Annotated in this window: 32 protein-coding genes and 1 pseudogene; 21 read left to right on the top strand and 12 right to left on the bottom strand. The window is 29.0% G+C overall.

The features are described from left to right. Positions 1–16 precede the first annotated feature (16 nt). Both AC5SLO_RS03870 and AC5SLO_RS03865 read right to left on the bottom strand, forming a co-directional pair. Positions 17–1,336, bottom strand: a complete 1,320-nt coding sequence (locus tag AC5SLO_RS03870) for an MATE family efflux transporter (RefSeq protein WP_494572682.1) — start codon at positions 1,334–1,336, stop codon at positions 17–19. After that, complete coding sequence (locus tag AC5SLO_RS03865; protein ID WP_494572681.1) at positions 1,337–2,290, bottom strand: ADP-ribosylglycohydrolase family protein; 954 nt, start codon at positions 2,288–2,290, stop codon at positions 1,337–1,339. It lies immediately after the preceding gene. 51 nt (positions 2,291–2,341) lie between these two features. Between AC5SLO_RS03865 and AC5SLO_RS03860 the strand changes: the two genes are divergently transcribed. Then, on the top strand, positions 2,342–3,055 hold the full coding sequence (locus AC5SLO_RS03860; RefSeq protein WP_494572680.1) for a class I SAM-dependent methyltransferase: 714 nt from the start codon (positions 2,342–2,344) through the stop codon (positions 3,053–3,055). Here AC5SLO_RS03860 and AC5SLO_RS03855 read toward each other — a convergent pair. Beyond that, the gene (locus AC5SLO_RS03855) at positions 3,052–3,594 is read right to left on the bottom strand and encodes a cytochrome b (RefSeq protein WP_494572679.1); all 543 of its coding nucleotides are present in this window, start codon (positions 3,592–3,594) and stop codon (positions 3,052–3,054) included. The genes AC5SLO_RS03860 and AC5SLO_RS03855 overlap by 4 nt on opposite strands. A 3-nt stretch (positions 3,595–3,597) precedes the next feature. Here AC5SLO_RS03855 and AC5SLO_RS03850 point away from each other — a divergent pair, with 3 nt between their 5' ends. From AC5SLO_RS03850 to AC5SLO_RS03830, 5 genes are all read left to right on the top strand, one after another. Further along, entirely contained in the window at positions 3,598–4,041 is a 444-nt protein-coding gene (locus AC5SLO_RS03850) for a cytochrome c (protein ID WP_494572678.1), read from the top strand. 20 nt (positions 4,042–4,061) lie between these two features. Continuing rightward, a complete protein-coding gene (locus AC5SLO_RS03845; protein ID WP_494572677.1) occupies positions 4,062–4,577 on the top strand; it encodes a hypothetical protein in 516 nt (171 codons plus the stop codon). A gap of 108 nt (positions 4,578–4,685) precedes the next feature. Further along, positions 4,686–6,134: a sodium:solute symporter family transporter gene (locus AC5SLO_RS03840; protein WP_494572676.1), complete on the top strand. Its 1,449-nt coding sequence runs from the start codon at positions 4,686–4,688 to the stop codon at positions 6,132–6,134. A 49-nt stretch (positions 6,135–6,183) separates the two neighbouring features. Continuing rightward, complete coding sequence (locus AC5SLO_RS03835) at positions 6,184–7,119, top strand: ABC transporter ATP-binding protein (protein WP_494572675.1); 936 nt, start codon at positions 6,184–6,186, stop codon at positions 7,117–7,119. Beyond that, the gene (locus tag AC5SLO_RS03830; protein WP_020169293.1) at positions 7,109–7,876 is read left to right on the top strand and encodes an ABC transporter permease; all 768 of its coding nucleotides are present in this window, start codon (positions 7,109–7,111) and stop codon (positions 7,874–7,876) included. The genes AC5SLO_RS03835 and AC5SLO_RS03830 overlap by 11 nt, the downstream gene beginning before the upstream one ends. 28 nt (positions 7,877–7,904) lie before the next feature. Here the strand turns inward: AC5SLO_RS03830 and AC5SLO_RS03825 are convergent, their stop codons facing one another. Continuing rightward, a complete protein-coding gene (locus AC5SLO_RS03825) occupies positions 7,905–8,309 on the bottom strand; it encodes a carbonic anhydrase (protein WP_494572674.1) in 405 nt (134 codons plus the stop codon). A 119-nt stretch (positions 8,310–8,428) separates the two neighbouring features. On the opposite strand from AC5SLO_RS03825, the gene rseP reads away from it, so the two are divergent. The 3 genes from rseP to AC5SLO_RS03810 all read left to right on the top strand — a co-directional run bounded on the left by rseP (position 8,429) and on the right by AC5SLO_RS03810 (position 11,426). Next, positions 8,429–9,553, top strand: a complete 1,125-nt coding sequence (rseP, locus tag AC5SLO_RS03820; protein ID WP_494572673.1) for an RIP metalloprotease RseP — start codon at positions 8,429–8,431, stop codon at positions 9,551–9,553. 149 nt (positions 9,554–9,702) lie between these two features. Then, positions 9,703–9,978 (top strand): HU family DNA-binding protein, encoded by a 276-nt coding sequence (locus tag AC5SLO_RS03815; protein ID WP_271495401.1) that lies wholly within the window; start codon positions 9,703–9,705, stop codon positions 9,976–9,978. Positions 9,979–10,124: 146 nt separating this feature from the next. Next, complete coding sequence (locus AC5SLO_RS03810) at positions 10,125–11,426, top strand: ammonium transporter family protein (RefSeq protein ID WP_494572672.1); 1,302 nt, start codon at positions 10,125–10,127, stop codon at positions 11,424–11,426. 60 nt (positions 11,427–11,486) lie between these two features. On the opposite strand, the pseudogene AC5SLO_RS03805 reads toward AC5SLO_RS03810, so the two are convergent. Beyond that, positions 11,487–11,944: pseudogene (locus tag AC5SLO_RS03805) on the bottom strand (peroxiredoxin). Next, positions 11,937–12,938 (bottom strand): glycosyltransferase family 2 protein, encoded by a 1,002-nt coding sequence (locus AC5SLO_RS03800; protein ID WP_494572671.1) that lies wholly within the window; start codon positions 12,936–12,938, stop codon positions 11,937–11,939. Before AC5SLO_RS03800 ends, AC5SLO_RS03805 begins: the two are co-directional and overlap by 8 nt. 31 nt (positions 12,939–12,969) lie before the next feature. On the opposite strand from AC5SLO_RS03800, the gene AC5SLO_RS03795 reads away from it, so the two are divergent. Continuing rightward, a complete protein-coding gene (locus AC5SLO_RS03795) occupies positions 12,970–13,353 on the top strand; it encodes a rhodanese-like domain-containing protein (RefSeq protein WP_494572670.1) in 384 nt (127 codons plus the stop codon). Position 13,354: 1 nt separating this feature from the next. On the opposite strand, the gene AC5SLO_RS03790 is transcribed toward AC5SLO_RS03795, so the two are convergent. Further along, positions 13,355–13,933 carry a 2-hydroxychromene-2-carboxylate isomerase gene (locus AC5SLO_RS03790; RefSeq protein WP_494572669.1) on the bottom strand — a complete coding sequence of 193 codons (579 nt, stop codon included), beginning with the start codon at positions 13,931–13,933 and terminating at the stop codon, positions 13,355–13,357. Further along, entirely contained in the window at positions 13,926–14,399 is a 474-nt protein-coding gene (locus tag AC5SLO_RS03785) for an ABA4-like family protein (protein ID WP_494572668.1), read from the bottom strand. The genes AC5SLO_RS03790 and AC5SLO_RS03785 overlap by 8 nt, the downstream gene beginning before the upstream one ends. 28 nt (positions 14,400–14,427) lie before the next feature. On the opposite strand from AC5SLO_RS03785, the gene AC5SLO_RS03780 reads away from it, so the two are divergent. Continuing rightward, the gene (locus tag AC5SLO_RS03780) at positions 14,428–14,991 is read left to right on the top strand and encodes a regulatory protein RecX (RefSeq protein ID WP_494572667.1); all 564 of its coding nucleotides are present in this window, start codon (positions 14,428–14,430) and stop codon (positions 14,989–14,991) included. On the opposite strand, the gene AC5SLO_RS03775 is transcribed toward AC5SLO_RS03780, so the two are convergent. Genes AC5SLO_RS03775 through AC5SLO_RS03765 form a run of 3 tightly spaced genes read right to left on the bottom strand, consistent with a single transcriptional unit; the run spans position 14,983 to position 16,060 of the window. After that, a complete protein-coding gene (locus AC5SLO_RS03775; RefSeq protein WP_494572666.1) occupies positions 14,983–15,123 on the bottom strand; it encodes a hypothetical protein in 141 nt (46 codons plus the stop codon). The two genes, AC5SLO_RS03780 and AC5SLO_RS03775, sit on opposite strands and share 9 nt — an antisense overlap. Continuing rightward, the gene (locus AC5SLO_RS03770) at positions 15,123–15,893 is read right to left on the bottom strand and encodes a 3'(2'),5'-bisphosphate nucleotidase CysQ family protein (RefSeq protein ID WP_494572665.1); all 771 of its coding nucleotides are present in this window, start codon (positions 15,891–15,893) and stop codon (positions 15,123–15,125) included. The genes AC5SLO_RS03775 and AC5SLO_RS03770 overlap by 1 nt, the downstream gene beginning before the upstream one ends. Beyond that, entirely contained in the window at positions 15,890–16,060 is a 171-nt protein-coding gene (locus tag AC5SLO_RS03765; protein ID WP_494572664.1) for a DUF3553 domain-containing protein, read from the bottom strand. Before AC5SLO_RS03765 ends, AC5SLO_RS03770 begins: the two co-directional genes overlap by 4 nt. A gap of 41 nt (positions 16,061–16,101) precedes the next feature. On the opposite strand from AC5SLO_RS03765, the gene mnmA reads away from it, so the two are divergent. Continuing rightward, the gene (gene mnmA, locus AC5SLO_RS03760) at positions 16,102–17,217 is read left to right on the top strand and encodes a tRNA 2-thiouridine(34) synthase MnmA (protein WP_494572663.1); all 1,116 of its coding nucleotides are present in this window, start codon (positions 16,102–16,104) and stop codon (positions 17,215–17,217) included. Here mnmA and AC5SLO_RS03755 read toward each other — a convergent pair. Next, complete coding sequence (locus AC5SLO_RS03755) at positions 17,210–17,923, bottom strand: hypothetical protein (protein ID WP_494572662.1); 714 nt, start codon at positions 17,921–17,923, stop codon at positions 17,210–17,212. The genes mnmA and AC5SLO_RS03755 overlap by 8 nt on opposite strands. Before the next feature lie 163 nt (positions 17,924–18,086). Here AC5SLO_RS03755 and AC5SLO_RS03750 point away from each other — a divergent pair, with 163 nt between their 5' ends. From AC5SLO_RS03750 to aprA, 9 genes are all read left to right on the top strand, one after another. Then, positions 18,087–19,262, top strand: coding sequence for a trans-sulfuration enzyme family protein (locus AC5SLO_RS03750; protein ID WP_494572661.1), 1,176 nt, complete (start codon positions 18,087–18,089; stop codon positions 19,260–19,262). After that, the gene (locus tag AC5SLO_RS03745) at positions 19,259–20,479 is read left to right on the top strand and encodes an MFS transporter (protein WP_494572660.1); all 1,221 of its coding nucleotides are present in this window, start codon (positions 19,259–19,261) and stop codon (positions 20,477–20,479) included. Before AC5SLO_RS03750 ends, AC5SLO_RS03745 begins: the two co-directional genes overlap by 4 nt. A 3-nt stretch (positions 20,480–20,482) precedes the next feature. Next, positions 20,483–21,646 (top strand): chorismate-binding protein, encoded by a 1,164-nt coding sequence (locus tag AC5SLO_RS03740; protein ID WP_494572659.1) that lies wholly within the window; start codon positions 20,483–20,485, stop codon positions 21,644–21,646. Next, on the top strand, positions 21,643–22,200 hold the full coding sequence (locus AC5SLO_RS03735; protein ID WP_494572658.1) for an aminodeoxychorismate/anthranilate synthase component II: 558 nt from the start codon (positions 21,643–21,645) through the stop codon (positions 22,198–22,200). The genes AC5SLO_RS03740 and AC5SLO_RS03735 overlap by 4 nt, the downstream gene beginning before the upstream one ends. Next, a complete protein-coding gene (locus AC5SLO_RS03730) occupies positions 22,163–22,933 on the top strand; it encodes an aminotransferase class IV (protein WP_494572657.1) in 771 nt (256 codons plus the stop codon). Before AC5SLO_RS03735 ends, AC5SLO_RS03730 begins: the two co-directional genes overlap by 38 nt. Before the next feature lie 5 nt (positions 22,934–22,938). Continuing rightward, positions 22,939–23,337: an HIT family protein gene (locus tag AC5SLO_RS03725; RefSeq protein WP_494572656.1), complete on the top strand. Its 399-nt coding sequence runs from the start codon at positions 22,939–22,941 to the stop codon at positions 23,335–23,337. A gap of 104 nt (positions 23,338–23,441) precedes the next feature. Next, positions 23,442–24,236: an adenylyl-sulfate reductase gene (locus AC5SLO_RS03720; RefSeq protein WP_494572655.1), complete on the top strand. Its 795-nt coding sequence runs from the start codon at positions 23,442–23,444 to the stop codon at positions 24,234–24,236. 19 nt (positions 24,237–24,255) lie between these two features. Next, complete coding sequence (aprB, locus tag AC5SLO_RS03715; RefSeq protein ID WP_494572654.1) at positions 24,256–24,726, top strand: adenylyl-sulfate reductase subunit beta; 471 nt, start codon at positions 24,256–24,258, stop codon at positions 24,724–24,726. Next, a complete protein-coding gene (gene aprA, locus AC5SLO_RS03710; protein WP_494572653.1) occupies positions 24,726–26,585 on the top strand; it encodes an adenylyl-sulfate reductase subunit alpha in 1,860 nt (619 codons plus the stop codon). Before aprB ends, aprA begins: the two co-directional genes overlap by 1 nt.

Here is a 26,585-nt window from a genome sequence, read left to right as displayed (position 1 = left end):
TTGAAGCTAGTTGAATTTATTTCCCAGTACGAAATCTTAAATAAATTTTGTCTAGATAATAAAACAAAGATAAGGCCCTTAACACCATGAATAAACTTAAAGATATCCAGATACCGGTATTGCCCATTAACTTTGTTAAATATAAAGACATCAATAAATAAGAAAATACAGAGAAAATCATAGCATTTCTCAGCTCTTTTGTTTGTGAAGCACCAATAAATATTCCATCAAACTGATAACAAAATGAAGAAATTAAAGGCATAAGTATTAGCCATACAGCATAAGATGAACTTAGATTTCTAATACTTTCAATATCAGACATTAATGTAATGACATAATTGTTAATAAAAAAATAAATTATCGAAATAATTAATCCAGTAAGTGTACTTAAAATAAAAGAGTTTTTAACAATTTTTTTAAATAAGCTTATATCTTTTTTACCCAAAGAATATCCAACCATACCTTCAGTTGAAAATGCGTAAGCATCAAGAATGAAAGCAGACAAAAAGACTAGGTTAATCAAGATGGCATTTGCGGCAATATAGTCTTCACCAATTTGACTGCCAAGATAAGTGAACCAAAAAAATGAAAAGGTTAACAATATAGTTCTAATAAATATGTTTAGATTAATGTTAAAAATATTTTTAAGTTTATTAAGATCTATTAATTTATTAATGTTAACATTAATTTTAGACATTTTATTTAGATACCAAAATGTATAACCTAGAAAAGTTGTAGATATTAAAAGTGCTGAAAATAAAGTCCCATAAGCAACCCCTTTGATATTTAAATCAAATGCTGAAACTAAAATAATACTTAAAATTATATTTAGAATTGAAAAAAGACCAACAGCTAAACTCGAGGTTTTAGTCTTTTGTAATCCAACAAATAGACCAGTTATAATGTAAAGTGTTAATTCACCAGGTGCTGAATAAATTCTTATTTGAAAGTAATCCTGATAAAATTGTTTAGTAGTGTCTGATAAATTAAAAATACCTACACTTAGATTGAATATATAGCTTTGTAATAAAATTAAGATCAATGAAATAAGTAAAACAAAAACTAAATTTCGAACAACAATATTAAATATTTCTGAGTAATCTTCTTTACCATAAGCTTGTGAAACTAAACCAACAGTTCCCATTCTTAAAAAACCGAAGCTCCAAAAAATCATCGAAAATAAATTAGCAGCTACTGAAGTTGCTGATAAATATGACAAGTTACCAAGATTACCCATTAAACCAGTATCAATAATGCCAACAAGTGGAATAGCCAAGTTTGCAAAAAAAATTGGAATAGATAACTTTAAAATGTATTTAATTGAGGGGTTTTGCATCTAAGCAATAAATTTTAGTATAGATTTGACAGGATTTGTTTTTTTAATCCAATCTTGAGGAATACCTTTTAAGCCTTTGTAAGCTGCAAAATAAGCACCAACGAAATTGGCACGAGAACAATTACATCCACCAGCTTTAATTGTTTTTATCACTGCAGTTTTAAAATTTTTAGAAGTAATAATTGCATGTATTGAACCATTAAAAGTGCCTGGATAACTACATGCTTTACCAAATTTCTTTACAACAAAATTGTGCGGTTTTGACTTAATTCTTTTAACTTTTTTGATGTTTTCAATAACATTTTTAAAATATTTATTTTTTTTATTTTTTCTTAAAAAACTATTAACTGGATCCCTGTCTCCTTTATCAGCTAAATCAATAATCTTAAGTTTTGCTAAAGCAAATTGCTCACTGATTTTGCCATTAGCAACTGTTCTTATAATTTGTTTTGTTTTTTGGTCAGAATTGTTTGAAAAATAAAAGGGTAGACTTGCGCAATATCCATCTGACTCGTTAACTTTAGTCCCACCCGTGATTGTTTTTTTTAGTTTAATATTTTTGATAGTTTCTAAAATATTTTGATGGATCCATGGACCTTTCATGGCTGTTTTCCATTTAATCTTTTTATATTTTTTTCTTATGGATAAATTTTTCCAATATCTTGAGCCTGGCCCAAAATTTTTGACAATATTCTTCTTAAAAAGTTTAATGACCTCTTTGTGATTAGTAGTTTTTGTTAATGTTCTAAACATTACTTGACCTACATCGTTGTAACCAGAAACTTCTCCAGTTTTAATAGAATAGAATGGAGATCTATTTTGCTTAAAGAAGGCAATATTTTTTTTTCCTTTAATATAAGATTTCAGTTTTTTTTCATCATATACCCAATGCAAAGGTCGTGATGCTGCATCTGCGACAGTTGCGCCAAGAAATATATGTAACTTTTTAATCATCCGTAACTAATACTTTATTTAAATAAAAGTTAAAATGTTTTAAATTGAATGATGTTAAGGATTAAAAATTGGGACAACAAAACTTGGATTTCATCAGCTAAATATATTCAATCCTTTATTAATTTTTTATTAAAACAAAAGAAACTAACTAAACACTCAAAAATTCTAGATATTGGTTGTGGCCGGGGTAAGATAACGGGCTCATTGTCCTCTAAACTCAAATTAATAAACAAGCCCATTGGACTTGATATTGAAAATCACAAAGATTTTGACAAAAGAATTACTTTTAAAAAAACAAATGCAATTAAATACCTTAAAAATAGTAAAAAGAAATTTGATTTAATATTAATTAAACAAACTATTCATTTTTTTAATTTTAAGGATATTAAGAAAGTTTTAACTTACTCATACTCTAGTTTAAAAGTTGCAGGGATTATTGTGATTTTAACTTTAGATACAAAAAATAATGAAATACCTTCATTTTTTTTAATGAAACAAAAACTTAAGCAATCGTTTAAAAGAGATAATCTTATTTGGAAAAAACTACTTCAACTTGATATTAAAAAAAAGATCACCAAATTTAATTTTAAGGTTAATATTAAAAAAAGTATTTACTTAAAGATGATAAAACAACGTTATATATCAACTTTATTAAAGTTTAGCTCATTTCAAATTTCTAATGGCATTAAGGAAGTTGATCTTAAATATAAAAAAAATATTTCATTTAACGATAAACTCAAATGTATAATATTTTCAAAAGTTTAAAGAATTCTCTTTAAAATATTTTCTCTTAAAAAAAACTTATGAAACAATACTGCTAAAATATGAAGACTTATTAATCCAATTAGAATGTAGTTTGCCAATATATGAATTGAATAAAACTGCTCAGAAAGCTCATAATTATAAGTTAAATTTATTTCTTTAAAAAAAATAACTAAGCCCTCACCATTAAATAGTTTTTTTAAGATACCTGATATGGTTATTGTTAATAAAGCTAAGTATAAAAAAAAGTGGTTTAAGTTTGCTAAAATTTTTTGACCAGGAAAAGCATTATCATTAAAATTTGGTGAAGGTGATAATAGTTTAAAGGTCAGTCTTATCAGAGTTGTATAAAAAATAATTAATCCAAATAATATATGATAATTTTCTATATCAACTCTAGTTTGATCAAAGTCTAAATCTACTAAATAAAAGCCTAGTGGTATTTGAACTACTAATCCTGCGGCAGTTAGCCAATGGAATAATTTGCTGAGTAATCCATAATTTGATTTATTATTTAATAAAGACATGATTAAATTAAACATATTATGACAATAATTAAAAATACTTTATTTTTTATCTTTATATTATTTTATAGTTTTAATGCTTTTTCCGAACAAACTGTTGAAGAGATTATTAATGAAAGAAAATCTATTTTTAGTAAAAATTACAAAACTGCCAAAAGAGTCCAAGGTCTTGCATCTAATGGAAATTTAGATGAAGCAAAAAAACTAATGATTGAAATGAGTGACAATTATAAAAGATTATTAGATCTTTTTCCTGAAAATTCAAAAACAGGATTTAAAACAGAAGCTTTGCCTGCTATTTGGGAAAATAAAAATGAATTCAATTTATTAATGACAAAAGCATCAAGCAATATGATTGAGTTAACGTCTGTTATTGCTGGAGCAGAAGATGTGAAAGCAACCCTTGGAAAATATATGTGGGGTAGTTGTAAAGCTTGTCATTCTAAATTTAGAGCTGAGCATTAATTAAAATTATAACTTAAAAAATGCTATCGGATAAAATTAAAGCGTATTTAACTGAATATATAAGCCAAGAAGTCTATGTTCAAGTTGCCTTAGCCAAAGGTAAAAACAAAGTTTCAACGAAAGCTGCAATAGAAAAATATTTTGAAAGCAATCATTTTGCAGGACTTGCTCAAGGCAAACCTTACAATACTTTTTTAGAGGATCTTAAGGACAAGTGTCTAGGAAAATTAGTTAATTCACCAATGAAAGATAGTAAAACAGATGATAAAATTATAATCGAACTTCAAAATAAACTTAAGTCTTTAGATTCAGATGAATTAAAAGATACTTATTGGGAGATTGAAACTGGTGAATATTTAAGAGGAACAGATATTAAAGAAATTGAATTAGAGAGAGATAGTTTAATTAAATTTTTAACATCTAAAGAAGAGGCTCATGATACTGTAAGCACACTTTGTAAAAACTATGAAAAACTGTGTAAAGAGAAGTATCCAGAAGCACCATTACCTTTAGAAATTTTAGACAAGATAAACTAAGTTTATCTTTAAAAATTTGAATTATAGTTTATAAAAATCTTAAGGGGTGTCGTAACTGACTGAGAATAAACCCTAATAACCTGTCCGGTAATTCAGAAAGGGAGAACAATGGATAATACATATTTTATAAGTCAATCAACATCATTAACACTCGTCATAACTATAAGCTTAATCTTTACAATAGTTGGATTAATTTACTCTAAAAAATATCAAGGGATTAACAATTATCTAACTGCGAATAGAAACATTGGTTTCTTTTCACTAACTACAAGTCTAATTGCATCAGCACTTGGGGCTTGGATTTTATTTGGTCCAGCATCTGCTGCAACATGGGGTGGAATTGGAGCTGTGATTGGTTATGCATTAGGTACCGCTTTTCCAATGATCTTTTTAATTTCACTTGGAAAAAAAATACGAACTGACTTTCCAAAAGGTTCAACGTTAATTGAATTTTTAAGAAAAAGATTTGGTAAGAGTTTATTTAAACTTATTTTGCTTATGACAATATTTTATATGTTTGTTTTTTTATGTGCTGAAGTTACTGCAGTTGCAATATTGATAAATTATATTTCAGGAACTGAACTTTGGGTCACCTCTTTAATTATTCTAATCGCAACGCTTGCTTACACTTTATATGGTGGATTAAGAGCTTCAATTTTTACAGATAATATTCAAATGATAGTAATTGTAGCTTTATTATTAATTTCAGTATTTTATCTAACTTCATTTACAGGAGACCAGTTTTCTTTCTCATTTATTAAAGAAAAAAGTCCTCACTTATTAAGTGCGAGTTATATTCCAAACTATACCGCAGGATTAACTTTCTTTATTGCAGTTGCTGCAACCAATCTTTTTCATCAAGGAAATTGGCAAAGAGTTTATGCTGCAAAAAACAATGAAATCTTAAAGAAAAGTTTAATTGTTGCATTTATTGTAATTATTCCAATTGTTTTTTTTATGGGCTTTAGTGGTTTAGTTGCAGTATCAGCTAATCCAAAAGTTATTCCTGATCTTGGTTTCTTTTCTTTATTATTAAGTGAACAGACAGAATTTTTATCATTAATAATTGTAATTCTTGGTTTATCATTGACAATTAGTACTGTTGATACATTGGTCAATGCAATATCAAGCTTAATAGTGGTTGATGGTAAAGCGACTTTAAATTTAAATAAAAAAACTAATTATTTAACTCTTTCAAAATATTTTATAGTAGTGCTTTCAATTATAGCTTTTGCAATCGCTTCCAAAGGATTTAGTGTTTTATACTTATTTTTGCTTGCCGATTTATTTTGTTGTGCGTTTGTACTTACTGTTTTTTATAGTTTCTATAATAAGAAGTTGAATGAAAAAACAGCATACATCTCAATTATTATTGGATTAATTGGAGGGTTTCTTTTATTCCCAGCTCCTGATTTTTCAAAGAGTTTGTTAGTTGGTATAATTTTACCAGCAGATACTTTTCCAGCTTTTGTCTCTCAATCATTGTTGTTTTTATCTTTTATAATCGCAACTTTTTTGCCCGTAATATTTTGGAAAATAAAAGGATTTAAAAATTAGACCTAATAATTTGTAAAAGGTGTATAAGTAACTATATACACCCTAACAAATGTCTGAGATTCAAATATCCATTAACAACTTATCAAAAGTTTACGATAACGGCTTTAAAGCCCTTAATAATGTTAGCCTTAAAGTAAAACAAGGTGAAATTCTTGCAATGCTTGGACCAAATGGTGCAGGCAAAACTAGTTTAATCAGTATTATTTGTGGAATTGTTAAACCTACTTCAGGAACTGTCACAATTGATAATTATGATATTATAAAAGATTATAGAGAGACAAGATCAAGAATAGGACTGGTTCCTCAAGAATTAAATTTAGAATCTTTTGAAACAGTTTTTGATACTGTTTCTTATTCTAGAGGACTGTATGGAAAATCACCTAACCCAAAACATATTGAAAAAGTTTTAAAAGATTTAAGTTTGTGGGATAAAAAAGATCAAAGATTAAGACAATTATCAGGCGGAATGAAAAGAAGAGTTTTAATTGCAAAAGCTTTATCTCATGAACCTAAAATATTATTTCTTGATGAACCAACAGCCGGAGTTGATGTTGAACTTAGAAGAGATATGTGGATGGTTGTTGATGACCTTAGAAAAAAAGGGGTCACAATTATTTTAACTACTCATTACATTGAGGAGGCTGAGGCTATAGCGGACCGTGTAGCTGTAATTAATCAAGGTGAAATTATTGTAGTTGAGGATAAAAAAGAATTAATTAAGAAAATGGGACACAAAAAACTAACCATTGAATTGCAGAAAAAAATTACAGAAATTCCAGAAGATTTATCTAAGTATAATCTTGAAATAAGTGAAGAGCAGATGTCATTAATTTATACTTATAATGTTCAGGCTGAAAAAACGGGTATTACTGATTTATTGCAGGATATAAAAGATACTGGCTTAAAATTAAAAGATTTAAAAACAGAACAAAGTACATTAGAGAAAATATTTGTTGATTTAGTAAAGGAGAATAATGAAATTTAACTATTACGGCTTTAAAGCTATTTATGTTCATGAGATGAATAGATTTATAAGAACTATAGGTCAGTCTCTTCTCTCACCTGTAATATCTACATCATTATACTTTGTTGTTTTTGGTTCAGTTATTGGAAATTATATTCAAAAAATTGATGGGGTTAGTTATGGGTCTTACATTGTACCAGGTTTATTAATGTTAACACTCCTTACTCAATCAATAAGTAACACTTCGTTTGGAATCTTTTTTCCAAAATTTAATGGAACTATTAATGAAATTTTAGCAGCACCCATTTCAACACTTGAAACCGTTCTAGCTTTTGTAGGGGCAGGAGCCACTAAAACTTTAGTCGTTGGGGCTGTAATTTATGCAACCGCTTCTTTTTTTGCTGATGTGAGTGTTATGCATCCAATGTTAATGATATTTTTATTAGTATTAGTTTCTTTTACTTTTGCTTTATTTGGATTTTTAATTGGAGTGGTTAGTAAAAACTTTGAGCAGATGTCGATTATTCCATCATTAGTCATTACTCCAATGGTATTTTTAGGAGGAAGTTTATACTCTCTTGATATGCTGCCACCATTTTGGCAAACAATTTCATATTTTAATCCAGTAGTTTATCTAATTGATGGCTTAAGATTTTCTTTCTACGGCGTTTCTGATTTTGATATTTGGATTAGTATTAGCTCGATGGTTTTCTTTTTAATGGTTTGTATTACCCTTGTGTCCATCTTACTTAAAAAAGGCTATAATATTAAAAGTTAACTCGCTTTCATTTTAAGATTAATAACTATTAAAATTTTATAATTTTTTGATTTAATTTCATGATATAAAATTCTAATCTAAGTTTAGGAAATTTTTTATTTAATAGTTGTTTTAGTTTTTGATAGGAAGTTTTGTGAATTTCATCCTCATCTAAATCTTTTTTACCTTCGGCAATTTTAATCGCCCCACAGTCTTCATGATTTATAACAATGAGTTTGCTTATTTTGTGAAGCTCAATTGAAGCTGATAAATTATCAATAAAAGTTTGATGCCATTTTTTAAATTTATTATGAGTAACCCCGATGGCTCCACCTGCAATAGTAAATGAGCTATACTTTCCAGTTAAGTTTTTTTTTTTGGTAAATTTATATACTAGCGATTGGAACCTTGGATCCATACAAGAAAGAACCATTGCTTTATATTTTTTTTGCATAAAAATTAATTAATAAAATTAAAATACAAAAATTTTTTTTATTTGTCATTAGTTTGTTAATTTTTTGAAATGAATTGACTATTGAGAATAACCTTAAAGTCAGTTAGAATATAATTATTATGCTATCTTATATATTGCCTTTCATTGCTTTAATTGTTGTGGTGGTATTTATCCATGAATATGGACATTATTATTTCGCTAAACGATACGGTGTAGGAGTTACTGATTTTTCAATTGGTTTTGGTAAAGAAATGTTTGGTTGGAATGATAAATCGGGAACTCGTTGGAAGGTTTGTGTCATCCCTCTTGGGGGGTATGTTAAGTTTTTTGGTGATAGAAACGTTTATAGCCAAGCTGATAATGACAAAATTATAAAAGAATATAGTAAAGAAGATCAGGATAAATTATTTGTACTAAAGCCTTTATATCAACGAGCTTTAATTGTATTTGGTGGCCCTTTAGCTAATTTTTTATTAGCAATTTTGATATTTTTTTCAATATATACATTTGCTGGCAAAGACTTTACTCCTGCTGTGATTAATGAAGTTCAAAAAGATAGTCCTGCAATGGCAGCAGGTCTAAAAGATAATGATATTGTGATTTCAATTGATGGCAATGAGGTAAAGAGCATAATGGATGTCTCTAAATTTATCACCATGTCTACTGATGAATTTATAAGCTTTACTATAAAAAGATTTGATCAAGAACTAATTTTTAGAGTTAAGCCCAATTTAGTTAACAGCGAAGACAATCTTGGTAATAAAATCAATAAAAGAATGATTGGCATAAAACTTGGAGCTTACAATAATGAAGTAAACCATGTAAAACTTGGTCCCTCTAAAGCTATATATTATGCTGTTAATGAGGTTTATTATGTGACTACCTCATCACTTAAATACTTAGGTAGTATGATCGCTGGAAATGGTGATAGCTCACAATTAGGTGGCCCCATAAGAATTGCAAAAATAAGTGGACAGGTTGCAGAATTTGGTATTTTACCTTTTATTAGTTTAATGGCTTATATTTCTATAAGTTTAGGGCTAATCAATTTGTTTCCAATTCCAATGCTTGATGGTGGACATTTAATGTTTTATGGAATTGAAAAAATATTAGGTCGTCCTTTATCACAAAAAACACAAGAAGGTTTCTTTCGAATCGGTATGTTTTTATTGTTATCATTGATGTTTTTCACCACATTTAATGACCTAAAAGATGTTGGTTTATTTAAGTTTTTTAACAATTAAATTTCTTAAATAACCCTTTAAAATCAACGTTTATTTAATTAATCACAACATGTTGGGGTTTTTATTTTAAGAGACACTAATAAAAAGCTTGATTTATAAGGTTTAATGTAAATTATGTGAAAATAACCAATAAAACCGGAGCTAAATAAATGAACAAAAAACAACTAATCGCTAAACTTTCAGGTTCTTTAAACCTAAGTAAAGCTGATGCAGAGCGTACTTTTGATACGATAACAAACACTATTCTAGATGCTTTAAAAGGCGATGATTCAGTTAAGATCGCTGGATTTGGTACTTATAAAGTAGCAAAAAGAAAAGCTAGAGTTGGAAGAAATCCAAGAACTGGAGAGCAAATTCAAATCGGAGCTTCTCAAAAAGTTAAATTCTTACCAGCAAAAGCATTAAAAGAAGTATTCAATAAATAACACTTTTTTTTTAAACGGCCTAAATGTTCTAAGCATAAGCAATTAGGCCGTTTCTATATGCGAATACTGCATAGCTATTTTACCTAATCAGCGTTAGTTTTTGTAAGTCACTAAATTATAAGTCTCTTCATTAAACGGGAGGTCTTATGACTAAAATGATTAAACTAATAACAGCACCTTTATATTCATTAGTAATATTAATGGGCTTAACAAGTATCGGACATGCTGAGACAACAGTTTCAGCAGAAGTAGGGTTTATTTTTAATACTCTATTATTTTTAATTTGTGGTTTCCTTGTCATGTTCATGGCGGCGGGTTTTGCAATGCTAGAATCTGGGATGGTAACTTCAAAAAGTGTATCAGTAATTTGTGCAAAAAATATCGGTTTATTTTCAATAGCTGGAATAATGTTCTGGTTAGTAGGTTATAATTTAGCTTACGGCATACCAGAAGGTGGATATATAGGAACTATTATTCCTTGGTCTGATAGTAGTGCAATTGAAACAGGTTATTCAGATGGATCTGATTGGTATTTCCAGATGGTATTTTGTGCAACCGCAGTATCTATTGTATCAGGTGCAATGGCGGAAAGAATTAAATTATGGCCATTCTTTTTATTTGCAGCAATTTTAGCTGGAATTTTATATCCAATCGTAATGGGTTGGCAGTGGGGCGGAGGCTGGTTAGCAGAATTAGGTTTTTCTGATTTTGCTGGTTCAACTCTTGTGCACTCAACTGGTGGTGCTGCAGCTTTAGCAGGTGCAATAATAATTGGACCAAGACTTGGAAGATTTACAAAGTCAGGTGCGCCAGCTCCTATTAAGCCATTTGCTGCTTCATCAATTCCTTTAGTTACAGTTGGTGTATTTATTTTATGGTTAGGTTGGTTTGGTTTCAATGGTGGTTCACAACTAGCTATGGGAACTGCTGCTGATGCAATTGCTGTGTCAACAATCTTTATTAATACGTTCTTAGCTGGAGCTGGTGGTGTAATGGCTGCTGCAACAGTTACAAGATTAGGATTTGGAAAAACTGATGTTGTACAGATGCTTAATGGATGTATTGGTGGATTAGTTGCAATCACAGCTGAACCATTAATGCCATCTCCATTAGCTGCTATCTTAATTGGTGGTGTAGGGGGTGTAATTGTTGTCTACGGTACTAAATTATTATTTGCTTTACAAATTGATGATGTTGTAGGAGCTATCCCAGCTCACTTGTTTGCAGGTATCTGGGGAACATTAATTGTACCAGCAACTAACCCTGATGCTTCTTTTAGCGCTCAGTTAATTGGAGTACTAGCAGTTAATATATTTATCTTCGTTATTGCTTACATTGTGTGGTCGATTATGAAGGCAACTGTTGGTCTTAGATTAAGTAAAGAAGCTGAAACAAAAGGTACAGACGTTTCAGAAACAGGTGTAATTGCTTACGCAATTAGAGATTAAAAAATAACTATTGCTCTCTTATAGTTGAAAAGGGGCCCCTAATTGGGGCCTTTTTTATTTCTAAAGGTCTTTTAGGGTACTCAAGACTTCTTGTGCATGATCTTTAACTTTTACATTGTCCCAAATTTTTACAATTTTACCCTTAGGATCAATCAAAAATGTACTTCTAACTACACCCATAAACTCTTTACCCATAAATTTTTTTTAGCCCAAACTTTATAACTTTTTACAATTTTAATTTCTTCATCTACTAAAAGATCAAATTTAATATTATATTTTTCCTTAAATTTATGATGACTTTTAAGGTTATCTTTTGAAATGCCAAATACCTCACAATTAAGTTTTTTAAATTTAGATAATAATTTATTAAAGTCATTAGTCTCAAAAGTGCATCCCGGAGTATCATCTTTTGGATAAAAATATAGAACTACATATTTTCCAATAGAATTTTTTAATGAATACGAACCATTAGTAGAAACTAAATTAAAATTAGGAGCTTTAGAATTTATCTTAAGCATCAACTACTTCATTTGCATCCCATAGTTTTTTATAATCTATAAAAGGGGATAGACCATAACTGGAGTTTATGTTGGTTAAATGCAAAGATAAACTCTTTAAAGGTGATATACAAAATTCATCTTTATAAATATCATTTAAATATTTTTCAAAAGGATCATGTCTATCTAAACAAGTTTTATTAAAGTTTTCCCAATATTTATTAAGTAAATTTTTAGTTGTAAGAAAAGTACACAAGGTCTGATTAATTGTACGCCAATGTCGCTTATTACCAATTATAATATTACTCTTTTGATTATTCATATAAAGATAGGGATAATCAGCAGGACACATAAAAATATCTCTATTAACTTGGGAAGCAATTCTTTCATAAGATGCAATCATTTCTTCTAGCATTGACTCAAAATGCAAATAATCATCCTCTACAAAGTAAATTAAATCTTCACCATATTTTTTTCCTAATTCAAAACATTGAAGCAAGCTTGCCAAATTTGAAAAAGTTTGATGAGTTTTTTGTGGCTTAATTTTATTTTTATATTTTTCATGATCTACTGAAATAATATTAATATCTAGATTGCTTTCATTTACTAATTTTTCTATTTTTTCAAAGTTTTCTTTTTTAGACTTGTCATCTACAATTATCATTTTGAAATTTATATTAGTATATTTGTTTTTAGAAAATTTAATTGATTTAATAAGTGAATTTAAAGATCTTAATGAATATTCAATTTTTGGCTTTTCAAATAATCTTCTTTTATTTTGATCCCAAATCTCAATATCCGTATTAGTTCTAAAAATTAACAGTACAGATTTTACTTTTTTAGTAATTGGAACTTCGCCTAGTGGCAAAACAATAGATTTTTTGTTAATTGAAGAGAGATCATTACTTAATTCCTTATCAAGAGTGGGGGAGTAAAAATTTGCCTGATCAATAATCTGATATCCTAAAAATTTTGAAATTTTAATAAATAATTTTTTAAGGATGGTCTTTTTCATATAATTGTTTATGATTATATTTTACAGTATTATGACTATTAAATCATCACAAACTCTTGTTTCTGAGGCACTTAAAGAAATTAAAACTATTACTCCTGCAGAGGCTTTAAAGCTGTCCAATGAAGGAAAATGTAATTTAATTGATATTAGAGAAAAAGGTGAATTGGATAAAATGGGTAGAGTTGAAAACTCTAACCATATTCCTAGAGGAATGTTAGAATTTTGGTTAGATCCAAATAGTGCTTATTTCAAAGATGGTAAGCTGGACATGAATAAAGAAATGGTTTTATTTTGTGCGGGTGGCTTAAGATCTGCTCTTGCTGCAAAATCTTTAAAAGAAATGGGCTTTGAAAAGGTTTCACATATTGATGGTGGATTTGCTGCAATTAGTCAAAGTGATTTTGAAATAGTCTAACCTAACTATTGTATTCATCTAATGCATACTCTAATCGATCTTGACCCCAAAATATTTGATTATTAATCATAAAAGTTGGTGCACCAAATATTCCTTTTTCGTGAGCATCTTTAGTAGCCTCTTTTAATTTATCTTTAATCATTTGTTCTTTAATTGTTTCAAAAAATTGATCAGGATCAATTTTGCAATTTTTAAGAAGAGTAATTAATATCTTTTCATCAGTAATATCTAAATTGTTTTTCCAATATGCATCAAACATTGTATTTACATACTGGTCTTTAATGCTTGAATTCACTGAAAAATAACCACGCATGATATTTAATGAGTTTAGGGGAAATTTATCATTCCACTTAAAATTAAAATTAAATTTTTTTGCAACAAGATTGCAATCATTAATCATATTTTTTAATTTTGATTTTATAAACGCGGGAGCTGTTATTCCCTCTAAATTGTGAAGACCACCTAATAATATAGGCTTATAACTTGCTCTGATACTGCTTGGAAGTGACTGGATTTTTTTATGAGCTAGGTATGCATATGGACTTATAAAGTCAAAATAGAATTCTAATTCCTTAGTCATATAGACTTATTTTTTTTGAATAAAAAATTCTTATAAACCAATAAATAGTAATTCCTATTGGTCCAATAAAATAAGTTAATATGAGAGGTAAAGTTATCAATATCTTATTGATACCAAATTTTTGAGAGTCTTTAACAATCCATCCACCACAAAATAAATTTATAGCTAAAAAATGACACCAAAATAAAATTAAAAAAGATCTATCTGAAAATAGATTTAAAATTGAGTTTAACCCTAAATAAAGCTCAAAATTTCTTAGAAAATCATACCCATCATTAAACAATGAATATAACAAATATGAATAAACCAAGCTTATTATAGAAATAGGAAAGATTGACGTTATAAAAACCTTACATATTTGTGATTGTGGAAAAATTATTAACACTAGCCAGAATGGCAAAACACCTAAATTCAACCATAGAAAAATCATCTCAATAGTAAAATATGTATAAATTTGATCAATCATTTTTTAGTGTATTATATTACAAGATAGCATGATTCCCATAAGAAATAGAAAAAAAACACTAGAAGTTACCATGGAAGAAATGAGAAATTTTTCATTCGCTTACATAGAGAAATATGCTCCTTCAAAACAACAACTACGAACCTACTTATTAAAAAAATATTTAAAAGCAAATGTCCCTAATGTTAAAAAACAAGATATTACTGATTTGATAGATATTGTTTTAGTAGATCTTGAAAAAAGTAAATTTATTAGTGATAAATTTTATTCAGAAAGTAAATCAAGAAGCCTTATTCAAAGAGGTAGCTCAATTAATAAAATTAGAAACTACTTAATGGTAAAGGGCATTGATGACACCTACATCAAAGAAACTATTGATAAGATTAAAGAGGATAATTCTGATCAAGATTTTTTCTCAGGTATAAAGATATGTAAAAAAAAAAGAATTGGACCTGCTAGAGCAGAAGACAATAGACCTTTATTCTACAAAAAAGATATTTCTTTACTTGCTAGAAATGGTTTTGACTTTGAAACATCAAAAAGAATAATGGATATTGATCAAGCTGACTATTTAAAGATAATTAAACTACTTTGATTTTTTTTTATCTTCCTTAACTAATTGGTTGATAATATTTTTGATATAGTTTCTTACAAATACAAAAGTTACAAGACCAAATATTGAAACTGAAACTATTATAATCAATATTATTCTTAATTGTTCATCCATTACAGTATATTTTTACTTTTTAAAATTAAACTTGGGTTTTTAAAACTTGGTTTACCATAAAGTATTTCACGACCATTAAAATCTGTTATTTTACCTCCTGCATGTTCAAGTATTGCGTGCCCTGCAGCAATGTCCCACTCACAAGCTCTAGGCTCAGCAACATACATATCAAATTCACCAGCAGCAATTACACAAAATTTCAAGGAGCTTTTCATTTTTTGATATGACGTAATATTATTTTTTTTATGTATTTCTAAAATTTCTGGTTTTAATTCATTAGAGTAACTTACAGCTGTTATTGTATTATGATTTTTTTTTTTATTTATTAATTGAATTTCTTGAGTGTTAATCAACTCATAACTATGTGATAATCCATATGAGTAAAAAACTCTATTTTTTGCAGGAGCAGTTATAATTCCTATTGCTGGTTTTTTATCTAAGATTAATGATGCATTTAGAGTAAATTCATTTCTATTATTTATGTAATCCCTAGTTCCATCTATTGGATCTATTAACCAAAAATTATTTAAATCAATATCCTGCTTGTGATTTGCACTCTCTTCTGAAACAACTATAATATTAGGTGTAATCTCTTTTATTTTATTAGTAAGAAGTTTATTAACCTCAATATCTCCATTGCTTACAAGCGTATTGTCCGACTTAGTTTCTTTTGTTAATCCTGCTTCTCTAAGATCTAAAGCTACTTTTCCTGCGTTATTAAAAGTATCTAATAACGAAAGGGTTATTTTCTTTTTTTCTTCTAAATTCATTTATATAATTTTTTTAATTCTATTAGTTTAGAGTTGATTACTTTTTTTCCTACATTTTCAAAATTTACTGTAACTTTACCATTAATTATTGATTGAACTTGTCCAATACCCCATTCTTTGTTGTCAGGATTAGTTACTTTGTCACCAGGTTCAAAATCTAAAATCATTAATTTACTTATAGATAATATACTAATAAATATTATTAAATATGACAAAATTGAATTCAATTGGAATAGCCAAAGATCCAAAAGATACGTTAGTTGTTGTTGCTATGTCTGGAGGAGTTGACTCCTCTACAGTTGCAGCGATGATGAAAAACGAGGGCTATAACGTTATTGGAATAACACTAAAGCTCTACAATGATAATAAAGAAACCGCATCTTCAAAACAATGCTGTGCCGGACAAGATATTATGGATGCAAAAAGGGTAGCTGATAAATTAAAAATTGAACATAAAATTTTATATTATCAAAATAAATTTAAAGAGGGAGTTATTGATAACTTCATTGATAGCTATCTAAATGGAGAAACACCCATTCCTTGTGTTCAATGTAATAAAACAGTTAAGTTTACAGATTTGTTTAAAGAAGCAAAAAGATTAAAAGCTGATGCACTAGTTACAGGACACTACGTAAAAAGTATAACAGACTTTGATAATACTGATATGTACTGTGGAATTGACTCAAATAGAGATCAAAGTTATTTTCTATTCAATACGACAAAAGATCAATTAAATTTTCTAAGATTTCCACTTGGAAACTTACTAAAAGATGAAACTAGAAAAATAGCAAGAGATTTAGATCTTAATGTTGCAGATAAACCTGACAGTCAGGATATTTGTTTTGTTCCAAATGGTGATTATGCTTCTGTTATAGAAAAATTTAGACCTAATTCTTTTAGCAAAGGGAACATCAAGAATATTGATGGTGATGTAATAGGAGTACATGATGGCATAATTAACTATACAATTGGCCAAAGAAAAGGAATTGGTGTTTCCGATAAAAATCCTTTGTATGTAATAAAAATAATTGCTAATAAAAATGAAATAATCGTTGGCTCTAAAGAGCATCTTGTTAAAACAGAAATAAATTTAAAAGATTTAAATATTATTACTAATAATCATAAAGATTTCGAAAAAGAATTATTAGTCAAAGTTAGATCCACTGGAAGACTAATAAAAGCTAAAATTGATATAAACAGCACTACAGCTAATGTTCTTTTATTAGAAGAGGAGCATGGTATTGCTCCAGGTCAAGCGTGTGTTTTTTATTCAAAAAATAATAATGGGTATAAAGTTCTTGGGGGTGGGTGGATAACTAATTAATTTTTTTTTTCCACATCAAATAAGTTAATAGATAAAATGTTATTACGCCTATAAAATAATTCCACTCTAAACCATGTTTAAAAAATTTTACACTAAAACCTAAAAAATTATTACCTGGTAAACTAATTATAGGGACACTTATTACTGCTACAACAATTAAAATGCTTACAAGATATAATTTTAAAGTTAGATAAGTTTTATTAATATACTTAGATAGTTTATCTTTAAAAGAGTATAAAGTTGCAACTAGATATGCTTGGGCAACAATTTCAAAAATTATAAACATAAGCATAACAACACGTCTGAATAATTTATAAAAATCATTATCAAATTTTATTCCTAGGAAAATTGAGTGAACAGTTAAGGCTATTGCCGAAGCTATCCCAAAATAAACAAATTTATTAATATATTTATGATTTTTTTCAAATGAGGATGCAATAGCTTTATTGAATAGCCAATATTTAATTAATAGGAATGAGGTTAAAAACATTGCTGGTTTAAAAACAAGCCACGACGGATAAGGTCTTGCAGTTCTGCTGATGGAAGCTCCTCCATCAAAATAAGGTATTGTATTGTGGATGATATCCTCTTGATTAGGAAATAATTCTTGAAATTGTGTTATTAGTATTAAGCAAGTATTTACTGCAACAAACGGTACGATAAAAATCCATATACTTATGGACTTAACCTTGTTGATCTGCTCCATTGTAAACTATTTTTTTTTATTTTTTCTTTTGGCTCTTCTTTTTTTAGAACCCTGTTTTCTTCGACCTCTATGTTTTTTTGGGTAACCCATACTATCCTATAATTAATTTTATTGACGTAATTCGAGGGATATAGCATTCTCCTATGAACTTATCAAATTTTTTATGACTAAATCTTTTAAGACATTCATTAAACATACAGCTAAAGATTACCATAATCAGTCAGTCAACCCTCCAATTGTTCGAGCATCAACTATTATCTTCAAATCCATGCAAGATATTAGAAAAATGCAAGAGAAAAGCAAAAAAGATCCAACAGGTGGACATTTTGATTATGGAAGACAAGGTACATCAACAACACATATTTTATCACAAATTCTTAAAGAAATTGAAGAGGCTTATCATGTTTTTTTAACACCAACAGGATTTGGTGCAGTTTTTTTGTCAATCTTTAGTGTTACCCGACCGGGTGATGAAATTATTGTGGCTGATCCCACATATTCACCAACAAGAATTTTAACAGAAAATTTTTTAAGTGAGTTTAATATAAAATCAATTTTTTATAACCCTCATGATCTGAAAACTTTAGAAAAAGCAATTACAAAAAAAACTAAATTAATTTTTGTTGAAAATCCAGGAAGTAACACATTTGATTTTCAAGATTTAGGTAAAATAGTTTCAATTGCAAAAAAGAATAAAGTTTTAACTGCAATTGATAATACTTGGGCAACCCCATATTTTTTAAAACCTATGAACTTAGGATTTGATATGTCTATAGTATCAGCTACTAAATATTATTCAGGACACTCAGATGTAATGGGTGGAACTTTAGCTGTTAATAAAAAAGTTTTTAAACAAGTTGAAAAAACAAATAAAATTACTGGTCTAAGACTTGGACCAGATGATGCGTATTTAATAACAAGGGGTCTTAGGACTTTAGATGTTAGGTTAGACAGACATCAAAAAAATGCAAAATTAGTTGCAGAATTTTTGTCTAATTACAAAAATATAAAACTTTTATATCCCCACAAAAAAGATTCATTTAATTTTAGAATGTGGAAAAAATATTATTCTGGTGCCTCAGGATTAATGGGTCTTAAAATAAAATCTAAAAATAAGAATTCTGTGATCAAATTTGTAAATTCTCTTAAGTTATTTGGCTATGGTTATAGTTGGGGTGGGTTTGAAAGTTTGGCTTTATATCAAGACAAAAGAGAACAGGGCAATAGAAAATATTTAAAATTAGCAAAAGATGAACATTTAGTTAGATTACATATTGGTTTAGAGGATCCAAAAGATCTCATTGATGATTTAAAAAGATCTATTAAACACGTTAAATGAGTTCAGAAAAATTTATTCAAAATAGAACAGCTTTAATAACGCTGATTGCAGCATGTATTGTAGTTTTAATTTCTCTTGGAGTTAGACAAACTTTTGGTTTGTTTTTTATGGATTTTAAAAATGATCTGGATATTTCAATAACTCAATCTGGATTAGCAATTGGCATTCAAATGTTAATGTGGGGTTTAACTGGTCCTATATTTGGAGCTATTGCAGATAAATATGGTGGACATAAAGCGATTTGTTTAGCTTTTGTTTTTTATATTTTAGGAATTTATTTTTTATATGCTGGTCCAAATACTGGAATTTTTTTTCAAATAGATTTAGGACTTCTAGTTGGTATTGGTTTGGGAGGAACTGCAATTAGTATTCCAATGTCCATTGTTGGTAAACATTTTCCACTATCAAACAGAACTATAGCAATGAGTATAGTGACAGCCGTTGGTTCTTTAGGATATTTTATCTCTCCGCTTTATACGAGTTATTCGTTAATTAAAAATGGATGGTTGGACACACTTTTTGTATTCACGATATTCTTATTTATTGGACTTATAGTGGCTTTCTTTGTTAGATCTCCTTCTTTAGCTCAATCCATTGAAAAACCAAACAATCAAAGCGCCATAGAGGCATTAAAGGAAGCTTTCAAAAACAAAAGTTATATACTTTTAGTCTCAGGGTTTTTTGTATGTGGTTTTCATATAACTTTAGTTGGAACACACGTCCCAAAATACGTAATAGATAGAGGTCTAGAAAGCTGGACGGCTGCTGCAATATTGTCATTAATTGGATTATTTAATATATTTGGTTCTTTATTAAGTGGATATCTATCTACAAAAATTAGTAAAAAAATTATCTTAAGTTCTATTTATGCATTGAGAGGAATTTCAATTATATTATTCATATTTTTACCCGCAAGCAACATTAATGCATTTATCTTTGGTGCAAGTTTTGGTTTTTTATGGCTTTCAACAGTTCCTGCTACAAGTGGAATAGTTGCTCATATTTTTGGAACAAAATATCTTGGTATTCTTTATGGAATAGTTTTTTTAAGTCATCAAGTAGGCTCATTTTTTGGAGCATTTCTTGGAGGACTATTTCATGATTTATATGGCTCTTATGATTATGCTTGGTATTTAGCAATTGCTTTATCTGTTTTTGCAGCAATAATACATTTACCAATTAAAGAAGAAGCAGTTCTAAGACTAAAAACAGAATAGAAATTGAATAAGAAAAACTACTTACTGGATTTAAATAATTCAAAGAAACCCTTTATAATCTATAAATCAGATAAAGGGTTTGATCTTTATACAGACTTTTCGAAAAAAATCATTTTAAACAATAATAATATTGAAAAATTTATTAACAAAAATAATAGATTAAGATCCCCCCATAAAGAAACAGATCTGTTTATTGGTTTTTTTGGTTATGAAATATTAAATAATTTAATTGAGGTGAAAATTAAAAACCAAAAAACAATAAATTTCCCTAAAGGAATATTTTACAAACCTGAAACAAAAATAAAACTTTCAAACAATCTTGAGTATAACAAAGCAAGATCATTAAATGCTAATGATTTATTTAAGATAAATATTAATAAAGAATCCTATAAAAAAATATTTGATAAATTTAAAAAAAAGATAAAATCTGGAGAAACATACCAGATTAAAATTTGTACTAAATATAGTAATAAATCAGAAATTGATGCTTTAGACTTCTTTTGTAGACTTGTAAAAAGTAATATGGCGCCCGAAGCTTTTATGATTAAGGATAAAAATTATTCAATAATAAGCTGTTCACCTGAAAATTTGATAACAAAAAAAAATAATTTTATAACAACAAAGCCTATAGCAGGCACCTTAAAGAAAACTAAAAAATTAAATAAAAATAAAGCCCTTTCTTTTTTTAGAAAAAACTTAAAAGAATCCAAAGAACACAATATGATTGTTGATATGGAAAGAAACGACTTATCTAAAATTTGTAAACCAGGCTCAGTAAAAATTTTAAAGAAGAAGATAGTTGAAGAATATAAGGATCTTTATCATTATGTGAGTTTAATTGGAGGGCAACTAAAAAATAAAGTTACCTCATTAGAGATTATAAAAGCAATGATGCCAGGGGGTTCTGTAATAGGATGTCCTAAAATTAGTACATTAAATTTGTTAAACAAACAGGAAAAACAAAGTAGAAATATTTATACAGGTAGTTTTGGTTACTTAAAGTTCAATGGTGATATGAGATTTAATATCATTATTAGATCAATATTAAATTTCAAAGGTAAATCAGAAATTTCTGTGGCTTCAGGAGTGGTAATTGACAGCAATGCAGCTCATGAATTTAATGAAAACTATATTAAGGCAAAATCATTAATGGATCTTTACAAATGATATACATTATCGATCATCATGACTCTTTTACTCAAAACGTAGTACATCAATTTCAAAATTTTGATGAAGTGGTTTGCACTAATTTTAATAAAATAAATCAAAGTAAATTAAAAAAAGCAGATATTATTGTCTTTTCACCAGGTCCAGGTGCTCCAAAAAACTATCCAATTAGTTCTGAGATTTATAAAAAATTTAAAGGTAAAAAAAAAATTATTGGAATTTGTCTTGGGTTTCAACAAATTCTTCATTGTGAAAATGGAAAAATAATTGAACAAAAAAAGATTTACCATGGTTTCCAATCTAAAATAAAAGTAACTAGCAAAAACTCATTATTTAAAAGAAATAGTCAATTCACTGTAGGTAGATATCACTCTCTAAAATTAAAAGAGCCGTTTACTGCCAAAAATTTTGAAATTACAATGAGGTGTGCTATTTCAAATACAGCAATGACAATAGAAAATAATAAAGAGAAAATATATGGCTTTCAATTTCACCCTGAATCTTTTTTAACTGAAAATGGTAACTTACTTATTAAAAAAATCTTATCAGCTTAAAACCAACCAAGAAATTAATTTTAATGATCTTTGGGGGGACAAGGGTGTGTTTACAACAATGTGGATTTTTGGAAAACCAGCAAAGATACTTTTTTTTAAAAAACATATTAAAAATTTAATTAAATCTTTAAAGGTTTATAAATTAAATACTCCTAATCTTGAAAAAAATATTCTTAAATTAATAAAATTAAATATTAATAGAAAAAAATCTTATAATCATCTTCTTAGGGTTGCTGTAAATAAAAAGATGATATCAATTTCATTAAGAAAAAGAAAAACACCCAAATTAAATTTTAATTTAAAACTCATAAATCATAAAAGATTTGATCCTAAATATAAAAATCTTAAATATAAGTTTATACTTAAGCATTTATCAAAAATGAATAATACCACCTCGGATGTGGGACTTTGTTACAAAAATACTATCTTAGAAAGCGGAACTTCAAATATGCTATTTATTAAAAATGATAAAGTGTATTCTCCACTTAATAATATTTACAAAGGTATAACTTATAGGTTTTTTAAAAAAAAATTAGGAAAAATTATTAGTAAAGATATTTCGATTAAAAATTTATCTGAGTATGATGAAATCCTTCTTATTGGCTCTGGCAAAGGTGTTGCATCAATTAAAAACATTAATGAAATTAATTGGAAGAGAAAAAGTTTAAAATTTTATAAAATATTTTCTAGTTTTTACAAAAGTGAAGTTAACAAATGTTCTATCTATAAATAATATTTATGTTTGACCCAAACAATCCCTGTCTATTCTGCAATTCTAAACAAAGTGGTTTGGCCGCAGAAAATGAGTTTGCTTATGCTAGTTATGACACATATCCCGTGTCTGAATTTCATTGTTTAATTATTCCAAAACGTCATGTTAGGGATTATTTTGATTTAAATGATGATGAGGTGATTGCTTGCAATAATTTAATCAAGCAAATTAAAGAAGAAATAATGTTAAAAGATCCTGCAGTTAAAGGGTTTAATATTGGAACAAATGCTGGAGCTGTTGCTGGACAGTCCATCTTGCATTGTCATATTCATTTAATTCCTCGTAGAGAAGGTGATGTTGATAACCCACAAGGAGGAGTTCGGTCGGTTATACCAAAGCAACAACACTACAAGCGCAAGGTGTAAAACCTTATATGATAAAATAACCCATATAAAACGGTTGATCTATTATTTCAACTGTACTAAAAAATCACAAGCAATATAGAATCTAAATTAAGGTACTACTAATTATGATGTCAATTAACCCTTTTTCAGTTTTGGCTGAAACTATATCTCCAGCAGCAATACAATTTTTTGTATTAGCAATGATTGCTCTTATTATTATTGGAACAATTATTCAGATGATCCATCATAAAAATGTTACTTATTTTTTTAATAACGCAAAAAAAGCAAAATTGTCAGCTGATAGAGAATTGGGTGCAGCTGAAAAAACATCAGTAATTTTAAAAACTGTAGTACATGACATTGCAACAACAGCAGAACTTGGAGCTGGAAAAAGAAGAGTTGCGCATGTACTAGGTATGTACGGCACTATTTTATTTTGGGTAGCCTCAGTTGTAATGGTTTTTTGTTATACTGGGAAAGAAATAATGACACCTACAATATGGCCAATGATTTGGCATATTGGAGCAATTATGACTTGTGTGGGTGGATATTGGTTTTGGTTATTTTTAAGAGTTGATGTATTAGCCGAAGCTCATCCTTGGTATAGAATTATTAAAGCAGACTTATTTGTTTTAGCATTATTAGCGTGTGCAACTACTGGACTTGCATGGTCTTATTTTCAATCATCAAATTCAATGGGACTTAGTTATTTATTTTTAATTTTATTTATTACCTCAAACATTGTTTTATTTGGGGGAGTTTATTGGTCAAAATTTGCACACATGTTTTATAAACCTGGTGCAGCTATCCAAAAAAACTTAGCTGAAGCAGATGGTTCAAGAGATAATCTTCCTCCACTTGCAGATGCACCAAAACAATTTGGATTAGGCATTAAAAGAGAACAACCAAAGCACTATTAATAGAGAGAGGTAAAATAATATGTCAACTTTTGTATACATGACGAGATGTGATGGATGTGGTCACTGCGTAGATATTTGTCCTTCAGATATCATGCACATTGATGAAAATATTAGAAGAGCAGTAAATATTGAACCTAACTTTTGTTGGGAATGTTATTCATGTGTAAAAGCGTGCCCTAATCATGCAATAGATGTTCGTGGTTATGCAGACTTTGCACCAATGGGTCACAGTGTTAGAGTTAGACGTGAAGAAGAAAAAGGAACCATATCTTGGAAAATTAAATTTAGAAATGGAACTACAAAGGATTTTGTGTCTCCAATTACAACAAAGCCTTGGGGAAAATTTATACCAAAATTAGCTGAAATTGATAAACCTAATCAAGGTGAAATTAATTCACAAAGACTTTACACTGAACCAAAAGGTTTAAATATTGATGGAGATTTACCGTCAGTTCCAAAAGACTCATTTAAAAAAGGAGTTTACTACTAATGGCTAAGCATAAGACACATTTTGAAGATTGTGATGTTTTAGTAGTTGGTGGAGGTATGGCTGGAACAGGAGCTACATTTGAAGCTAGACACTGGGGCAGAGATATGAAAATTATCTGTGTTGAAAAAGCTAATATTGATAGAAGTGGAGCGGTTGCTCAAGGTCTTTATGCTATCAACTGTTATATGGGTATGCAGTGGGGAGAAAACCAACCTGAAGATCATGTACGATATGCTCGAAATGATTTAATGGGAATGGTTAGAGAAGATTTAGGATATGATATGGCTCGTCACGTAGATTCAACTGTTCATATGTTTGATGAGTGGGGATTGCCAATGATGAAGAATGAAAAAACTGGCCGTTACCTTAGAGAAGGTAAATGGCAGATCATGATTCATGGAGAAAGCTACAAGCCAATTGTTGCTGAAGCTGCCAAAAAATCTGCTGATAAAATTTATAATAGAATAATGATTACTCATCTTTTAATGGATGAGACTCAAGAAAATAGAGTAGGTGGTGCTGTAGGATTCAACATGAGAACTGGTGATTTTCATGTATTTAGATCAAAGACTGTAATCGTTGCGGCAGGTGGAGCCTCTCATATTTTCAAACCAAGAGCTGTTGGCGAAGGAATGGGAAGAACCTGGTATGCACCATGGAGTAATGGTTCTGCTTATGCATTACCAATTGCAGCTGGTGCTAAAATGACACAAATGGAAAATAGAATTGTGTTATGTAGATTTAAAGATGGTTATGGTCCAGTTGGAGCATATTTTTTACATCTTAAAACTTATACTCAAAATGCGAATGGAGAAAACTACGAGAAGAAATGGTACGACCAAACTAAAGAATTAGTTGGTGAATACATTGACCATCATCCAACTCCAACATGTTTAAGAAATCATGCATTTATTCAAGAGACAATGGCAGGTGGTGGACCAATTCATATGGTTACTACTGAAGCATTCCAAGATCCACATTTAGAGACTGTTGGCTGGGAAAATTTCCTTGGTATGACAGTTGGTCAAGCTGTTGTTTGGGCATCACAAAATATTGACCCTAAGTACACAAATCCAGAACTAACAACATCTGAGCCTTACGTTATGGGTTCTCATGCAACTTGTTCAGGAGCTTGGGTAAGCGGACCAGAAGACTTATCTCCACCAGAATACTTTTGGGGATACAACAGAATGTTAACTATTGATGGACTTTTTGGTGCTGGAGATACAGTTGGTGGAAGTGCGCATAAATTTTCATCTGGATCTTTCACAGAAGGACGTTTAGCTGCAAAAGCTGCTGTAAAATATATTGAAGATAAAAAAGCTGAAGGAATTAAAGTTTCTGATAAACAATGTGAAGATTTTAAATCTACAGTTTATAAACCTCTGGAAAACTACACTGTAGGTCAAAACGAAATTACTGGTGGAACCGTTTCACCAAGCTACATTTCACCTATTCAAGGACTACAACGTCTACAAAGAATTATGGACGAATATGTCGGAGGAATTGCAACTAACTATATGACCAATGGTAATATGCTTAAAAGAGGCTTAGAATTATTGGCTTGGTTAGAGGAAGATTTAGAAAACGTTGGTGCTAAAGATTACCACGAACTGATGAGAGCTTGGGAATTAAAGCATAGAGCTTTAACTTCACAGTGTGTTACAGAACATACTATGTTTCGTGAGGAAACACGTTGGCCTGGTTACTATTACAGAGGTGATCACATGAAACTTGACGATGATAATTGGCATTGTTTAACAGTTTCTAGACGTGATCCTAAAACTGGTAAATTTTCACTTGAGAAAGTTCCAGTTTATCACATAGTTGACGAGAACGAGAAGAAAAAAGCTTCTTAA

It is taken from the genome of Candidatus Pelagibacter sp. PS_44 (assembly GCF_059417735.1).
This window is presented reverse-complemented; position numbering and strand designations above follow the sequence as displayed.

What these genes read in the sequence shown, in the direction of transcription:
- AC5SLO_RS03870 (WP_494572682.1), bottom strand. Translation starts at nt 1,336, where the DNA reads ATGCAAAACCCCTCAATTAAATACATTTTAAAGTTATCTATTCCAATT.
- AC5SLO_RS03865 (WP_494572681.1), bottom strand. Translation starts at nt 2,290, where the DNA reads ATGATTAAAAAGTTACATATATTTCTTGGCGCAACTGTCGCAGATGCA.
- AC5SLO_RS03860 (WP_494572680.1), top strand. Translation starts at nt 2,342, where the DNA reads ATGTTAAGGATTAAAAATTGGGACAACAAAACTTGGATTTCATCAGCT.
- AC5SLO_RS03855 (WP_494572679.1), bottom strand. Translation starts at nt 3,594, where the DNA reads ATGTTTAATTTAATCATGTCTTTATTAAATAATAAATCAAATTATGGA.
- AC5SLO_RS03850 (WP_494572678.1), top strand. Translation starts at nt 3,598, where the DNA reads ATGACAATAATTAAAAATACTTTATTTTTTATCTTTATATTATTTTAT.
- AC5SLO_RS03845 (WP_494572677.1), top strand. Translation starts at nt 4,062, where the DNA reads ATGCTATCGGATAAAATTAAAGCGTATTTAACTGAATATATAAGCCAA.
- AC5SLO_RS03840 (WP_494572676.1), top strand. Translation starts at nt 4,686, where the DNA reads ATGGATAATACATATTTTATAAGTCAATCAACATCATTAACACTCGTC.
- AC5SLO_RS03835 (WP_494572675.1), top strand. Translation starts at nt 6,184, where the DNA reads ATGTCTGAGATTCAAATATCCATTAACAACTTATCAAAAGTTTACGAT.
- AC5SLO_RS03830 (WP_020169293.1), top strand. Translation starts at nt 7,109, where the DNA reads ATGAAATTTAACTATTACGGCTTTAAAGCTATTTATGTTCATGAGATG.
- AC5SLO_RS03825 (WP_494572674.1), bottom strand. Translation starts at nt 8,309, where the DNA reads ATGCAAAAAAAATATAAAGCAATGGTTCTTTCTTGTATGGATCCAAGG.
- rseP (WP_494572673.1), top strand. Translation starts at nt 8,429, where the DNA reads ATGCTATCTTATATATTGCCTTTCATTGCTTTAATTGTTGTGGTGGTA.
- AC5SLO_RS03815 (WP_271495401.1), top strand. Translation starts at nt 9,703, where the DNA reads ATGAACAAAAAACAACTAATCGCTAAACTTTCAGGTTCTTTAAACCTA.
- AC5SLO_RS03810 (WP_494572672.1), top strand. Translation starts at nt 10,125, where the DNA reads ATGACTAAAATGATTAAACTAATAACAGCACCTTTATATTCATTAGTA.
- AC5SLO_RS03800 (WP_494572671.1), bottom strand. Translation starts at nt 12,938, where the DNA reads ATGAAAAAGACCATCCTTAAAAAATTATTTATTAAAATTTCAAAATTT.
- AC5SLO_RS03795 (WP_494572670.1), top strand. Translation starts at nt 12,970, where the DNA reads ATGACTATTAAATCATCACAAACTCTTGTTTCTGAGGCACTTAAAGAA.
- AC5SLO_RS03790 (WP_494572669.1), bottom strand. Translation starts at nt 13,933, where the DNA reads ATGACTAAGGAATTAGAATTCTATTTTGACTTTATAAGTCCATATGCA.
- AC5SLO_RS03785 (WP_494572668.1), bottom strand. Translation starts at nt 14,399, where the DNA reads ATGATTGATCAAATTTATACATATTTTACTATTGAGATGATTTTTCTA.
- AC5SLO_RS03780 (WP_494572667.1), top strand. Translation starts at nt 14,428, where the DNA reads ATGATTCCCATAAGAAATAGAAAAAAAACACTAGAAGTTACCATGGAA.
- AC5SLO_RS03775 (WP_494572666.1), bottom strand. Translation starts at nt 15,123, where the DNA reads ATGGATGAACAATTAAGAATAATATTGATTATAATAGTTTCAGTTTCA.
- AC5SLO_RS03770 (WP_494572665.1), bottom strand. Translation starts at nt 15,893, where the DNA reads ATGAATTTAGAAGAAAAAAAGAAAATAACCCTTTCGTTATTAGATACT.
- AC5SLO_RS03765 (WP_494572664.1), bottom strand. Translation starts at nt 16,060, where the DNA reads ATGATTTTAGATTTTGAACCTGGTGACAAAGTAACTAATCCTGACAAC.
- mnmA (WP_494572663.1), top strand. Translation starts at nt 16,102, where the DNA reads ATGACAAAATTGAATTCAATTGGAATAGCCAAAGATCCAAAAGATACG.
- AC5SLO_RS03755 (WP_494572662.1), bottom strand. Translation starts at nt 17,923, where the DNA reads ATGGAGCAGATCAACAAGGTTAAGTCCATAAGTATATGGATTTTTATC.
- AC5SLO_RS03750 (WP_494572661.1), top strand. Translation starts at nt 18,087, where the DNA reads ATGACTAAATCTTTTAAGACATTCATTAAACATACAGCTAAAGATTAC.
- AC5SLO_RS03745 (WP_494572660.1), top strand. Translation starts at nt 19,259, where the DNA reads ATGAGTTCAGAAAAATTTATTCAAAATAGAACAGCTTTAATAACGCTG.
- AC5SLO_RS03735 (WP_494572658.1), top strand. Translation starts at nt 21,643, where the DNA reads ATGATATACATTATCGATCATCATGACTCTTTTACTCAAAACGTAGTA.
- AC5SLO_RS03730 (WP_494572657.1), top strand. Translation starts at nt 22,163, where the DNA reads ATGGTAACTTACTTATTAAAAAAATCTTATCAGCTTAAAACCAACCAA.
- AC5SLO_RS03725 (WP_494572656.1), top strand. Translation starts at nt 22,939, where the DNA reads ATGTTTGACCCAAACAATCCCTGTCTATTCTGCAATTCTAAACAAAGT.
- AC5SLO_RS03720 (WP_494572655.1), top strand. Translation starts at nt 23,442, where the DNA reads ATGATGTCAATTAACCCTTTTTCAGTTTTGGCTGAAACTATATCTCCA.
- aprB (WP_494572654.1), top strand. Translation starts at nt 24,256, where the DNA reads ATGTCAACTTTTGTATACATGACGAGATGTGATGGATGTGGTCACTGC.
- aprA (WP_494572653.1), top strand. Translation starts at nt 24,726, where the DNA reads ATGGCTAAGCATAAGACACATTTTGAAGATTGTGATGTTTTAGTAGTT.